9 protein-coding genes are annotated in these 13,857 nt (G+C 70.3%); 2 read left to right on the top strand and 7 right to left on the bottom strand.

The genetic code is table 11. The annotated features are described in order from the left end of the window. Positions 1-192: 192 nt before the first annotated feature. On the bottom strand, positions 193-2,721 hold the full coding sequence (locus OG490_RS30990) for a Tex family protein (RefSeq protein ID WP_330299569.1): 2,529 nt from the start codon (positions 2,719-2,721) through the stop codon (positions 193-195). A gap of 136 nt (positions 2,722-2,857) precedes the next feature. Further along, positions 2,858-3,721 carry an SCO6745 family protein gene (locus OG490_RS30985; protein WP_330299568.1) on the bottom strand — a complete coding sequence of 288 codons (864 nt, stop codon included), beginning with the start codon at positions 3,719-3,721 and terminating at the stop codon, positions 2,858-2,860. A gap of 171 nt (positions 3,722-3,892) precedes the next feature. On the opposite strand from OG490_RS30985, the gene OG490_RS30980 reads away from it, so the two are divergent. Beyond that, entirely contained in the window at positions 3,893-5,410 is a 1,518-nt protein-coding gene (locus OG490_RS30980; protein WP_330299567.1) for a M1 family metallopeptidase, read from the top strand. 43 nt (positions 5,411-5,453) lie between these two features. Here the strand turns inward: OG490_RS30980 and OG490_RS30975 are convergent, their stop codons facing one another. Then, positions 5,454-6,341 (bottom strand): oxygenase MpaB family protein, encoded by an 888-nt coding sequence (locus OG490_RS30975; protein WP_330299566.1) that lies wholly within the window; start codon positions 6,339-6,341, stop codon positions 5,454-5,456. Positions 6,342-6,569: 228 nt separating this feature from the next. Here OG490_RS30975 and sph point away from each other — a divergent pair, with 228 nt between their 5' ends. Continuing rightward, a complete protein-coding gene (sph, locus tag OG490_RS30970) occupies positions 6,570-7,568 on the top strand; it encodes a sphingomyelin phosphodiesterase (RefSeq protein WP_330299565.1) in 999 nt (332 codons plus the stop codon). A gap of 113 nt (positions 7,569-7,681) precedes the next feature. Here sph and OG490_RS30965 read toward each other — a convergent pair whose 3' ends face one another. The 4 genes from OG490_RS30965 to aspT (OG490_RS30950) form a co-directional block, all read right to left on the bottom strand. Next, a complete protein-coding gene (locus OG490_RS30965; protein ID WP_330299564.1) occupies positions 7,682-8,476 on the bottom strand; it encodes an alpha/beta fold hydrolase in 795 nt (264 codons plus the stop codon). Positions 8,477-8,667: 191 nt separating this feature from the next. Further along, a complete protein-coding gene (locus OG490_RS30960) occupies positions 8,668-10,326 on the bottom strand; it encodes a bifunctional aspartate transaminase/aspartate 4-decarboxylase (protein WP_330299563.1) in 1,659 nt (552 codons plus the stop codon). 55 nt (positions 10,327-10,381) lie between these two features. Further along, positions 10,382-12,085, bottom strand: a complete 1,704-nt coding sequence (gene aspT / locus OG490_RS30955; protein WP_330299562.1) for an aspartate-alanine antiporter — start codon at positions 12,083-12,085, stop codon at positions 10,382-10,384. A 42-nt stretch (positions 12,086-12,127) separates the two neighbouring features. Next, positions 12,128-13,810 (bottom strand): aspartate-alanine antiporter, encoded by a 1,683-nt coding sequence (gene aspT, locus OG490_RS30950; protein ID WP_330299561.1) that lies wholly within the window; start codon positions 13,808-13,810, stop codon positions 12,128-12,130. Positions 13,811-13,857: the final 47 nt, after the last annotated feature.

The following is a 13,857-nucleotide window of genomic DNA, read 5'->3' as shown; positions in this document are numbered from 1 at the left end:
CTTTGCCTTCAATGCGTCCTCGGGAGTGCGGTCCTGAGGGGAAACACGGAAGCCCGTCCGCCAAAAGACGAACGGGCGTTCCGTCATGCCTACAGATCTTGCAAGGAAGTTGGCAAGGTATGTCCGTATGTGACGCGCCTATTCGGCCAGTCCGTCACACGCTGCCACGAACACCGCCTGCCGCGAGGACGTCTACCGCTTGCGGCCGCCGCCCTGACCGTCGGGGCCGGAGAGACCGGCACGGCGCAGCGCGTCGGCCATGGCGCTGTTGGAGGGGGCCGGGGCGCCGCCGCCCTGGCGCTGACCGCCGCCCTGGCCGCCCTGGCGCTGGCCCCGGCCGCCGTCGCGGGAGCCGCCCTGGCCGCCACTCTGGCCGCCGCTCTGGCCACCACCCTGACCGGCCTGACCGCCTTGCCGCTGGCCGCCGCCCTGGCCGCCCGCCGCGCCGCGCTGCTGCGGCGGTCGGCCGCCGCCGCGCCGCTCACCGCGCTCCGCACGGCCGTCGCGGTCCTCGCGCTGCTTCGGCGCCCCCGGGCCGCCGCGCTCGGACTCGTCCTCCAGCCGCAGCGTCAGCGAGATCCGCTTGCGCGGGATGTCCACGTCCATGACCTTCACTCGGACGATGTCGCCCGGCTTGACCACGTCCCGCGGGTCCTTGACGAAGTTCTTCGACAGCGCCGAGACGTGCGCCAGGCCGTCCTGGTGCACGCCGATGTCGATGAAGGCGCCGAAGGCGGCCACATTGGTGACCACGCCCTCCAGGATCATCCCGGGGGCCAGGTCGCCGATCTTCTCGACGCCCTCCTTGAAGGTGGCCGTCTTGAAGGCGGGACGCGGGTCGCGGCCCGGCTTCTCCAGCTCGCGCAGGATGTCGGTGACCGTCGGCAGACCGAAGGCCTCGGTGACGAACTGCTCCGGCCGCAGCGAGCGCAGCACGCCGCCGTTGCCGATCAGGGCCGCGACCTCGCTGCCCGCCGTCTTGCCCATCGAGCGGACCACCGGGTACGCCTCGGGGTGCACGCTGGAGGCGTCCAGCGGGTCGTCCCCGTCGCGGATCCGCAGGAAGCCCGCGCACTGCTCGTACGCCTTGGGGCCGAGCCGGGCCACGCCCTTGAGCCCCTTGCGGTTGCGGAAGGGGCCGTTGGCGTCGCGGTGCGCCACGATGTTCTCGGCGAGTCCGCCGCTGATGCCCGACACCCGCGAAAGCAGCGGCGCGGAGGCGGTGTTGACGTCCACGCCGACGCCGTTCACACAGTCTTCGACGACCGCGTCGAGCGAGCGCGAGAGCTTCACCTCGGACAGGTCGTGCTGGTACTGGCCGACGCCGATCGACTTCGGGTCGATCTTGACCAGTTCGGCGAGCGGGTCCTGCAGCCGGCGGGCGATGGAGACCGCGCCGCGCAAGGACACGTCCATGTCCGGGAGTTCCTGCGAGGCGAAGGCGGAAGCCGAGTACACGGAGGCGCCGGCCTCCGAGACCATCACCTTGGTGAGCTTCAACTCCGGGTGTCGGGTGATCAGTTCACCGGCGAGCTTGTCGGTCTCGCGGGAGGCGGTGCCGTTGCCGATGGCGATCAGCTCGACCGCGTGCTCCTTGGCGAGACGGGCCAGCTTGGCGAGCGCGTCGTCCCACTTGTTGGCCGGTACGTGGGGGTAGATCACCTCCGTGGCGACGACCTTGCCGGTGGCGTCCACGACGGCGACCTTCACGCCGGTCCGGAAACCCGGGTCGAGGCCGAGCGTGGCACGGGTGCCGGCGGGGGCGGCGAGCAGCAGGTCGCGCAGGTTGGACGCGAAGACCCGTACGGCCTCGTCCTCGGCGGCGGCGCGCAGCCGCGTCCGCAGGTCGATGCCGAGGTGCACCTGGATCTTCGTCCGCCAGGCCCAGCGGACGGTGTCGGCGAGCCACTTGTCGCCGGGCCGGCCGCGATCGTTGATCCCGAAGCGGCGCGCGACCATCCCCTCGTACGTGGACGGGCCGGGTACCTCGCTCGGTTCCTCCGGCTCCAGGGTGAGGTCGAGGACGTCCTCCTTCTCGCCGCGGAGCATGGCCAGGACGCGGTGCGAGGGCAGCGCGGTGAAGGGTTCGGTGAAGTCGAAGTAGTCGGCGAACTTGGCGCCCGCCTCCTCCTTGCCCTCGCGGACCTTCGCAGCGAGCCGACCGCGGCCCCACATGCGCTCGCGCAGTTCGCCGATGAGGTCGGCGTCCTCGCCGAACTTCTCGGTGAGCAGGGCGCGGGCGCCTTCCAGGGCGGCCGCCGGGTCGGCGACGCCCTTGTCCGCGTCCACGTACCCGGCCGCCGCGGCCAGCGGATCCACCGAGGGGTCCGCGAGCAGGCCCTCGGCGAGCGGCACCAGGCCGGCCTCGCGGGCGATCTGGGCCTTGGTGCGCCGCTTGGGCTTGAAGGGGAGGTAGATGTCCTCCAGCCGGGCCTTGGTGTCGGCCGCGTTGATCCGGGCCTCCAGCTCGGCGTCGAGCTTGCCCTGCTCCCGTACGGAGTCGAGGATCGCGGCGCGCCGGTCCTCCAGGTCGCGCAGGTAGCGCAGCCGCTCCTCGAGGGTGCGCAGCTGGGCGTCGTCGAGCATCTCGGTCGCTTCCTTGCGGTAGCGCGCGATGAACGGCACGGTGGAGCCGCCGTCGAGCAGCTCGACGGCGGACTTGACCTGCCGCTCCCGTACGCCGAGCTCTTCGGCGATCCTGCCTTCGATGGACATGGTCACTGTGCGGTCCCGCCTGCCTTCGTACGTATGCGTGGTGCGCGCTGTCTGCTGCGTGCTGCGTCGGAAGGCTGCCAATTGTGGCAGGTGGCGGCGGCCGACGTCGGGAGCCTTGTCCGTCCCGGGAGTCCCGGGGGTCTCAGGCCTTGCCGAAGAGGTCCCCGGGGAAGGCTCCGGCGGCGACGGCCTTCTTGGTGAAGCCGCCGCCGATCTCGGCGAGCCGGGCGAGTCCGGCCGCGCCGAGGTGCTCGTACGGGGCCGCGTCGAGCCGGTCGGTCTCCAGCTCGAGGGCTTCGCGCACCTCCTGGCCCCGGGCGGTGAGCTCCCCGTCGGCGTCGAGGATGCCGCGCCCGCGCAGCCGGTCGGTGGCGGCGTCCAGGTCTGACTGGTCCCAGCCGCGGATGGACTTGAGGTACTTGGGGGTCATGCCGCGGCCGGTTGCCGTGTGGCTGATCAGAGCCTCGACCGGGTCCAGGTCCGCGACGAGCAGGGCGACGAGGTGGCCGTCGCCGCGGTGCTCGCGCAGGAGGGTGGTGGCGTGCCACAGCTTGAGGTGCGGTTCCTCGGGTACGGGGAGGTCCGCGTGGGCGGAGTAGAGGGTTCGGGCGTGCCGGGTACAGCCCTCGGTCGCGCGCATCGCCAGTTCGGCGGCCTCGGCGAGCGCCGCGGACTCCAGGGTCTCGTCGCCGAGGAGCCGGCGCAGCGTTGCGTCGACGGCCCGCAGCCGGGCGGCGAGGACCGCTCCGGGGGTGGCGGCGTCCCAGACGGCCGGCAGGTGCCGGGCGATCAGGTCGTGGCGGTAGTTGTAGAAGGTGGAGGTCACCGTGCCGGCGGCCACGGCGCCCATCGCGGCGGATCGGGAGGCGAGGTTGACGGCGACGCGGTCCGTGATGCCGAGGGACTCGAACTCCTTGCCGAGGTCCGGCGAGAAGTAGACGGTGGCGTGCAGCGGGTTGATAGCTCCGTGCCAGGCGTGACGGGCGGCGCGCGGGGGAAGAGTCATGCCCGGCAGGTTAGCGACTGCTTAGTACGCTGCAAAAGAGGGGGCCCGGCCACACCCGCTGTGACGGCCGAATGGCGATCGTGTGACAGCAGGAGCCATGGACATGACGTGGGGCCGCGGGCGTGAATACGGTCGAACGGAAGCCACTCCCCTACCCATTGGAGTTCCCAGGTGCACCGCAAAGTCATCGCCCCGAGCGTGCTCGCCGCTTCCCTTCTGCTGGTGATCCCGGCGTCGGCTGCGAGTTCCGGTCCGGGCGCCCCGGGTATCGGCGATCCCTACTACCCGGCCAGCGGCAACGGCGGTTACGACGTATCCCACTACGACCTGCGCCTGCAGTACCAGCCCAAGACCGACCTGCTGGAGGGCACCGCCACCCTCCTGACCACCGCCACGCAGGACCTGTCCCGCTTCAACCTCGACTTCGGCCTCGACGTCAGCGAGATCCGGGTCAACGGGGTCAAGGCGAAGTTCGCCAAGTCCGGTACCCAGGAGCTGGAAGTCACCCCGGCCGCCGCGCTCCAGCGGGGCCGCCAGGCGACCGTGGTGGTCAAGTACGCGGGCAAGCCCTCGGAGTTCAAGGTCGACGGCTGGTCGGCCTGGCAGCGCACCCCTGACGGCGGCATCGCCGCACAGGAGCCCGACTCGGCGATCTGGTGGTTCCCGAGCAACGACCACCCCCTCGACAAGGCCACCTTCGACATCTCGGTGAACGTGCCCGACGGCACCCAGGCCATCAGCAACGGCGTTCTGCAGTCGCAGAGTTCGCGGCTCGGCTGGACCCGGTACAACTGGCGCTCGAACAAGCCGCAGGCCACGTACCTCGCGACCCTGGCCATCGGCAAGTTCGACATCACCACCGACAAGACGGCGAGCGGCCTGCCGATCCTCAACGCGTACAGCAAGGACCTCGGCGACAACGCGGGCGCGGCGCGCGCGAGCGTGGAGCGGACCGGCGAGGTCGCGGAGTGGCTGGAGGGGGTCTTCGGCCCGTACCCCTTCAACGCGCTCGGCGGCTACGTCCCGAACGTGCCCTCCGGCTTCGCCCTGGAGACGCAGACCCGGCCGTTCTACAGCCCCCGGCAGTTCGCGAACGGCGCGAACGTCTCGGTGGTCGTGCACGAGCTGGCCCACCAGTGGTACGGCGACAGCGTGTCCGTCGACAACTGGAAGGACATCTGGATCAACGAGGGCTTCGCCCGCTACAGCCAGTGGCTGTGGTCGGAGAAGGAGGGCGAGGGAACGGCCCAGGAGCTCGCGGACTGGACGTACCAACTGCGTCCGGCCGAGGACCCGTTCTGGCAGGTGAAGCCGGGTGACCCGGGTGCGGAGAACCAGTTCCACGGGGCGGTCTACGACCGCGGGGCGATCGCCGTCCAGGCGCTGCGCAACCAGATCGGCGACGAGAAGTTCTTCCAGATCCTCAAGGGCTGGCCGACCGAGCACGCCTACGGCAACGCCAAGGTCGGCGACTTCGTCCGCTACGCCGAGAAGGTCTCGGGCAAGCCGCTGGCGCAGCTCTTCGAGACCTGGCTCTACACCCCGGGCAAGCCGGCCTTCGCCCCGCCGACGGCCCCTGCGGCCAAGTCCTCCACGGCCCGCGCCCTCCAGTCCCCGGCCAAGCCGGCCGCCGAGCCGAAGTCCTGGAAGAAGATCGAGGCGACGAACACCGTCCACGACGCCCACTGACACCAAACGCTCATGGCCCTACGGGGCTGCGCGCCGGCGCCCCTCAGCGGGCGTCGGCGCGCCGGTGCGCGGCGCGGGCCGCGCGGGCGATCGGCAGGTACCGCAGCCGCTCCGGCAGGAGGGGTACGAGGGTGCGTGCGGCCCAGCTGAGCAGGCGCAGCCGGCGCTCCTGCGACGGGGTCCATTTCAGGCCGATGGCGGCGCGCGCCTCGGGCGGCATGTAGCCGACGGTGACGAAGGCCCGGAAGTGCAGGAACGTCGGCCGGAGCACCGGCCAGGCCAGGCGCAGCAGGAGCCGGACCGGCAGCGGGCCGCCCTCGGGGCGGGGCAGCGGGGTGTCGGTGGCGACGAGTTCGAGGGCGACCTTGGTGGGCTCGATCTCCTCGGCCAGCATCCGGCGGTAGTAGGGCCAGTACTCCTCGATGGTCTGCGGCATGTCCCGGTCGTGGAGGCCGAGGATGCGCCCGACCTGGAGCCATTCGCGGTAGAGCTGGCGCTCCTGTGCGGGGGTGAAGCGGCGCAGCAGGTAGCGCCCGGCGTAGAGGTAGACGGGGAAGCCGGTGGCGTGCACCCAGGCGTAGCAGGCGGGGTCGAGGGAGTGGTAGCGCCGCCCCCTGGTGTCGGTGCCCTGGATCTCCTTGTGCAGTCGGCGGACCCGGCGCCCTTCGGCGACGGCGTCCGCTCCGCCGTACACCCACAGCTGGACGGAGCGCAGGGAGCGCTCGCCGCGGCCCCAGGGGTCGGTGCGGAAGACGGAGTACTGGTCGACTCCGGCCCCGATCGCGGGGTGGGCGACCTGAAGGGTGAAGGCGGCGGGGAGCATCAGCAGCCCCCGGACGTCACCGGCGATGGTCCAGAGCACTCCGCCGGGCGGCGGGGGCTCGGGGTCGCTCCGCCCGCCGGTCGTGTCCGGCCGTATCTCCGTGGTCACGTACGCACCCCCATGAGTCCCATCCGTCCCACCTGTCACTCCAGTATGACCGGGTCACGGGCCCTTCCCCCGGTGGGCGCGGCCCGGCCTCCCCCGGCCGGACCTGCGCGGCGAAGGCTGATGGCCGTGATGCGGACAGAAAGTCTTGTCGCGGGTGTTACCCAGAGGTAACCGCGGCTGCTTGGATTGCGGAGCCGATCTTCCCCCACAGGAACGAGGGAGACCTCCATGCCCCACAGCCAGCCCCGCAAGGTCCGCGCCGCCGCCGCGGTCGTCGCCGCGATCGCCGCGGGGGCGCTCGCCGCCACCACGGCTCCGGCCGCCACCGCCGCGGAGAGCGCCACCGCGCCGCAGCTCAGCGTTCTGACGTACAACACGTTCCTGATGAGCAAGAACCTGTACCCGAACTGGGGCCAGGACATCCGGGCCAAGGAGATCCCCAAGGCCTCCTTCTTCCAGGGCCACGACGTGGTCGTGCTCCAGGAGGCCTTCGACAACGGCGCCTCCGACGCGCTGAAGTCCAACGCTTCCGCGCAGTACCCGTACCAGACCCCCGTGGTGGGCCGCAGCAAGAGCGGCTGGGACGCCACGGGCGGCGCGTACTCCTCCACCACCCCGGAGGACGGCGGGGTCACGATCCTCAGCAAGTGGCCGATCCTGCGCAAGGAGCAGGTGATCTACAAGGACGCCTGCGGGTCCGACTGGTACTCCAACAAGGGCTTCGCCTACGTGGTGCTGAACGTCAACGGCACCAAGGTGCACGTGATCGGCACGCACGCCCAGTCCACCGACACGGGCTGCAAGGCGGGCGAGGCGGCGGCGGACCGCGCCCTCCAGTTCCGCGGCATCGACGCCTTCCTCGACGCCAAGAACATCCCGGCGAACGAACAGGTCGTCGTGGCGGGCGACATGAACGTCGACTCGCGCAGCCCGGAGTACGCCTCCATGCTCGCCAACGCCGACCTGGCGCCCTCCGACACCCGCACGGGGCACCCGTACTCCTTCGACACCGCGCTGAACTCGATAGCGAACTACCGCTACCCGACCGACCCGCGCGAGGACCTGGACTACGTGCTCTACCGCAAGGGCAACGCCCGCCCGGCGAACTGGGACAACAACGTGGTCAAGGAGGAGTCGGCGCCCTGGACGGTCTCCAGCTGGGGCACCTCCTACACCTACACCAACCTCTCCGACCACTACCCCCTGATCGGCCGCGTCGCCCCGTAACCAGGCACCCTGGTCCGCCGATCGCGGACCGTCCCCCGCCTTACGGCGACACCGCGCCCCCTTCCGGCCCCACAGGGCGGGAAGGGGGCGCTCTCGTGCGCGCGCCCGCCGGTTCAGAGGCCGGCGAGGAACTCCCGGACGGCGGCCGCGCTGCCGTCCGGGTCGGCCTGGAGGACGAAGTGGTCGGCGTCCAGGGCACGGTACGCCGTCCCGGGGCGGCGCTCGGCCATGTCGAGGGCCTGCGGCGTGGGCAGTGCCTGGCTGCGCAGGCCGTGGATCAGGAGCGCGGGGCAGTCGGTGGCGAGCCACTGCTTCCAGTGGTCGCCGTGGACGAGGTTCTCGGAGTCCACGGTGTCCTGCGGGTGGAACGGCAGCCGCCAGCCGGAGCCGTCCGGCAGGCGGCGCAGGCCCGGGGCGACGGCGGGGGCCAGGGGGCCGCAGGCGGCGAGGAGGTCCTCACGGGTGGCGGCGGTGTAGGGGAAGTTCAGCACGAAGGCGAGCGGGCTGGTGCCGTGGTCGGGGAGGTCCACGGGGCCTTCGACATTGATGAACGCCTCGACCAGCGAGGGGTGTTCGGCGGCCAGGTGATAGCCGTTGATCCCGCCGAGGGAGTGGCCCAGGACGACGGCCCTGTCGATGCCGAGGTGGTCCAGGAGGGCTACGAGGTCTGCGAGGTAGCCGGCGCGGGTGTAGTCCTCGGCGCGGTCGGAGTCGCCGTGGCCGCGCTGGTCGGGAGCGATCACCCGCCAGTCGGGGCCGAGGGCCGCGGCGAGGGCCGTGAAGGAGGAGCCCTCGGACAGGTGGCCGTGCAGGGCGAGGAGTGGGCGGCCGGTTCCACCGAAGTCCAGGTAGGACAGGACGCGGCCGTCGATGGTCAGGGCGGCGCGGGCGGGCTGCTGGATGGACATCTGGTGTTCCCCTCGATCGGTCCGGTTGGCGTGATCGCAACTATACAACCGTCTATGACACTTGTTCAAGACGGTTGTATGAATTGATGGTCCGCCCACACCGAGGGGGCCCGTCAACGACGAAGGGGCCCGTCAACGACGAAGGTGCCCACCGAGATCCGGCGGGCACCCTCAGGCCAGGGGGAGGCGGGTCAGCCGGAGGCCTTCGAGCGCTGCCACTCGCTCGCGTAGTCCTGGAAGATCTCCCGCAGGTGGTGGCCGATCTTCAGGTAGTCCAGGTCGTCCAGGTTGGCCAGCGAGACGCGCACCGACCACTGCGGGCCGTCGAAGCCGCCGCCGTTGAGGAGGACCACCGAGGTCTGTTCGGCCAGCCGGAACAGCGGGTCGACCGGCTCGTAGTTCTTCTCCAGGAAGTCCGCGAAGTCCTTGCCGTGGACCCGCTCCGCCTCGGCCAGCAGGTCGAGTTCGATGTAGTACCCGGCGCGCTTGTCGTCCGCGGAGATCTTCATCTCGGCGCCCTCCAGGAGGAGGTCGAGCCTGCGGTGGACGATCTGGCGGATGCGCTCCTTGTAGGCCTGGCCCTCGTCCAGCATGTCGAAGAGCGAGAAGAGCATCATCATCGTCTGCTGCGGCAGCGAGAGGCCGGCCGTGTGGTTGAGGGCCACCGAGCGGGAGTCCGCGACGAGCCGGTCGATGAACCGGATCTTCTCCGGCTCCAGGGAGAGCGTGCCGTACCGCTTGGCGAGGCGGTCCTTCTGGTCCTGCGGGAAGCGGGCGATCATCTCGTCGATGACGTTGTCGTCGTGCAGGCCGATGACGCCGAGCCGCCAGCCGGTGCAGCCGTAGTGCTTGGAGTACGAGTACACGAGCAGGGTGTTGCGCGGCAGGTCGGCGGCGATCGAGCGGAAGCCGGGCACGAAGGTGCCGTAGACGTCGTCCGTGACGATCAGCAGGTTCGGGTTGCTGGTGGCGACGATGTCCTTGATCTGGTTCGCCACCCTGTCGCTCAGCGCGAGCGAGGGCGGGTTGCTCGGGTTGACCAGGCAGACGAGCTTCACCGAGGGGTCGGCCAGCTTGGCGACCTCCTCCTGCGGGTAGCGCCACTGCCGCACCCCGGTCTCGGCGAAGAGGCTCGCGGAGACGTTGACCACCTCGAACTCGAAGGTGTCGAGCTCGGGGATCTCGATGTACGGGGTGAACACCGGGGTCATCAGGGCGATCTTGTCGCCCTTCTCAAGGACCCCGTTCTTCATCAGCGAGTCGAAGATGTAGCACATGGCGGCGGTGCCGCCCTCGGTGGCGAAGAGCGAGAGGTTATTGCCCCCGGGCGGCCTCTTGTCGAACATCTCGTCGGCCACGTAGCCGCGTACGATCTGCTCCGCGTGGGTCAGCATCCGGTCCGGGACCGGGTAGTTGTCGCCGGTGATGGAGTCGGTCAGCTCGTGCACGAAGGCGTCCTTGTCGAACGGCCAGCGCGAGAGGGCGTACTGGACGCAGGCGGAGAGCATCTCCACGCCCGGCAGGTCCGGGTGGCGCCGCGCCCAGGAGTCGAACCGCTCCCCGATGCCCTGCTTCTCCGGCATCCCGCCGAGGTTGTCGGCGGTCCACACCCGCCGGGACTCCTCAAGGGCGAAGTAGCCCAGCGCGTAGAAGGCCTCGCGCGGCCCGGTGGCGATCCAGTTCGGGTTGCCGCGGCCCGCGTTGAGCATGGCGCGCGCGGTGGTGTCCTTCTGGCCCGGCTTGTCGGCCTGGGCGGCGGTGGCGAGCTGGATGAACTTGTCCTTCAGCTCGAACGGGCTGAGCTGCGCGAAGGACTGGATCTCCTCGCGGCTGAAGCTGGTCTCCGGCACGGTGTTCGTTCCTTTGCGTCGAGGGGTTCAGTCGAGGGGGTTCAGTCGAGGGGGTTCAGTGGTTGAGGAGGACGATGACGGCGCCCCAGATGGTCAGCAGCACGTTGCTGACCGCATAGGGGATCGTGTAACCGAGCGTCGGCACTTGCGATTTGGACTGCTCGTTGACCGCGCCGATCGCCGCCGTGGTGGTCTGGCCGCCGGCCAGGACGCCCATCAGGATCGGGAAGCGGATCTTCTGGATGTGGTGGCCCACGAGGAAACCGACCAGCAGCGGGATCAGCGTGATGACCGCGCCCCAGAGCAGCAGCCCCCAGCCGGCGGTCGCCAGCCCGCTGGTGAAGCTGGGCCCGGCGTTGAGGCCGACGACCGCGACGAACAGGCACAGTCCCAGGGTGTCCATGAACCACTGGGCGCCCGGCGGGACGTTGCCGTACGTCGGGTACCTGCCCCGGATCCAGCCGAAGACCAGGCCCATGATGAGCGCGCCGCCCGAGGTGGACAGCGAGATCGGGACCCCGCCCGCGGTGAGCGCCGGGATGCCGAGGCAGCCGCCGAGGAAGATGCCGGCGCCCACCCAGATCATGTCGGTGGCGAAGCTGGTCGGCACCGGCTTGCCGATGGCCTTGCCCGCGGGGTCCACCAGCCGCTTGGGGCCGGAGAGGATCAGGGTGTCGCCGCGCTCCAGCTGGGTGGAGAGCCGGTAGGGGAACTCGGCGCCGGAGCGGAAGAGTTTGTCGATGTAGACCCCGACCATGAAGGGCTCGGCGCGCAGCTCGGCGATGGTCTTGCCGAGCTGCGCCTTCTCCGAGGCGACCACGTGCAGGTTCTCGGTCTGGTAGCCGAGCAGCTCCACGTCGTCCGCCTCGGCTCCGATGTGGGTCCGGGCGTCGAAGTCGACGAGCGATCCGCGCAGGGCGCTGACGGCGACGATGTCGCCCTCGTGGAGCCGGGTCTGCTGCGTGTGGTCCAGGATCTTCCCGTCCCGGCGGATCCGGGTGAGGTAGATGCGGTGGCCCAGTGCCTTCTGCTGGGTCTCGAAGTCGTCGATGGTCCGGCCGACGAGATCGGGCCGCTGGATGGTGTAGGCCCGCAGGACGATCTCGTAGTAGCCGTCGTGCAGGTCGGGGTTGTCGCTGGGGGCGTCCAGTTCCTTGGCGAGCTGGGCGCTCTCGGCGGCGAGGTTGCGCCGGTAGAGCCGGGGCAGCACGTTGGCGAGGAGCATCGCGCAGAGGATGGTTCCGAGCGGGTAGGTGACGGCGTAGGCCACCGCGACCAGGTTCTGCTGCTCCTTGATCTGGTCCCCGCTGAGTCCGGGCAGGTTTCCGATCGCGTCCTGGGCGACGCCGATGACGGCGGACTGGGTGAGGGCGCCGCCGAGCAGGCCGGCGCCGAGCCCCGGGCCGTAGCCGAGCATCACGGCGAAGCCCCAGGAGACCAGCAGGCCGGTGACGCAGACGATCACGGCGTTGAGGACCTGGGGCAGGCCGTCCTTCTTGAGGCCGCGGAAGAACTGCGGGCCGACCTTGTAGCCGAGGGCGAAGAGGAACATGGTGAAGAAGAGGTTCTTCACGGTCCCGTCGATGGTGATCTTGAACTGGGCGCCGAAGACCAGGCCCATGACGAGGCAGCCGGTGACGGCGCCCAGGCCGATGGCCTTCCAGCGCAGCTTCCCGACGAGGAAGCCGAAGGCCACCGTGATGAAGACGAGCAGTTCGGGATGGGGCTTGAAGATGTTCCGGCTGAGGAAGTCGATCATGCGGATGCCCGTCGTGAGGGGAAACGGCGTGCTGGCGTGCGGTCAGGCCCCCAGGACCCCGACGAGGATCGGACCGGTGAGCGGGAGCAGGAAGTTGGACAGGGCGTAGGTGATCGTGTAGCCGAGCATCGGGACCGAGCTCTGGGCGACCTGGGTGACCGAGGTGATGGCGGGCGTGGAGCACTGCTGTCCGGCGATGGCGCCGATCAGCAGCGGCTTCTCGATCTTCAGCAGCTTGCGTCCGACGACCAGCGAGAGCGTGGCCGGTACGAGGACCATGGCGATCCCCGCGAACGGCAGCAGGGCCCCGTACTCCTTGAGCAGCGGCCAGGCCTGCGGGCCCGAGGTCAGTCCGGTGCAGGCGATGAAGACGGCGAGCCCCATGTCCTTGATGGTGGTGGCGGCTTGGGGCGGGAAGGCGCCGAAGGTCTGCCGGCGGGAGCGGAACCAGCCGAAGAGCAGACCGGAGATCAGGCAGCCGCCGCCGGTGCCGAGCGAGAGCGGGACCCCGCCGAGTCGGACCACGAGCTGGCCGATGAGCGAGCCGAGCGCGATGCCGAGGCCGAGGTAGATGAAGTCGGTGGAGTCGTTCTTGGCCACCGTGCCGATCTTCGCGACGATCCGGTTCAGGCCCGAGCGGGCGCCGACGAGGGTGACGACGTCACCGCGTTCGACGACGGTCTCCCCGTTGGCCGGCAGGTGCTGTTCGCCGCGGAGCACGTCGGTCACGTACACGCCGCTGCGGGCGAACTCCGGGTGCGTGGAGCGGATCGAGTCCAGGGTCTTGCCGGCGACCGAGGGGTCCGTCATCGCGACCTGGCTGGTGGCGAGCGGGGTGTCCACGCCCGGGATGCCCGGGGTCTCGGGGCCGATGACGCGGCCCGCCGCGATGGCGTCGGCCCGGCGGCCGACGACGAGCACCAGGTCGGAGAGGACCAGTTCGAGGTCCGGGGCGGGGGTCAGGCTCTTGGAGCCGCGCTGGACCGCCTCCACGGTGACCCGCCCGCCGAAGGCCGACTCCAGGTCGCCCACGGTGCGGCCGTCGGCGAGCGTGACCAGGTGGGTCCGCCCGACCAGGCCGGGCAGCGCCTCCCGCTCGTCGCTCTCCAGACCGCCGCCGCCGCTCCCGCGCATCTTCTCCCACAGTTCGCGCGAGGCGTCCCGCAGGTTGATGCGGAGCAGCATCGGCATGATCTGGCTGGTGTAGATGACGATGGTGACCAGGCCGAAGAGGTAGCAGACGGTGTACGCGGTGGCCACGTGGCCCTGGTACGTGGAGATCTGCTCGGCGGTCAGGTCGGGGAGCTTGCCGATGGCCTCGGTGGCGGTGCCGACGACGGCGGATTCGGTGGCCGCGCCGGCGAGGATGCCGGAGGCCGTGCCGACGTCGAGGTCGAAGACCTTGGCGAGGAGGTAGGCGAGGCCGAGCACGCTCACGAGCTCGATGAAGCAGAGCGCGAAGAAGCGCAGGCTCTTGCGGTTGAGGTTGGCGAAGAACTGCGGTCCGGCCATGTAGCCGAGGGCGAAGATGAAGAGCGCGAAGAAGATCGTCTTCACATCGGCGTCGAGCTCGATCTTGGCCCAGGCTCCGAGCAGCAGCGAGACGATCAGCGTGCCGCAGATGCCGCCGAGGGTGATCGGGCCGACGCGGACCTTGCCGAGGAGGTAGCCGAGGGCGAGGCAGAGGAAGAGGGCGAGTTCGGGGTGGTCACTCAGCACACCCATGGGCGGTCAGCCTGCCTTGCAGGGCGAAGGGGCGAATGCGCGGCATA

This window comes from Streptomyces sp. NBC_00503 (genome assembly GCF_036346895.1).
Classification (GTDB): Bacteria; Actinomycetota; Actinomycetes; order Streptomycetales; family Streptomycetaceae; genus Streptomyces.
The sequence above is the reverse complement of the archived record's forward strand: the minus strand, read 5'-3'. Positions and strand labels throughout refer to the sequence as shown.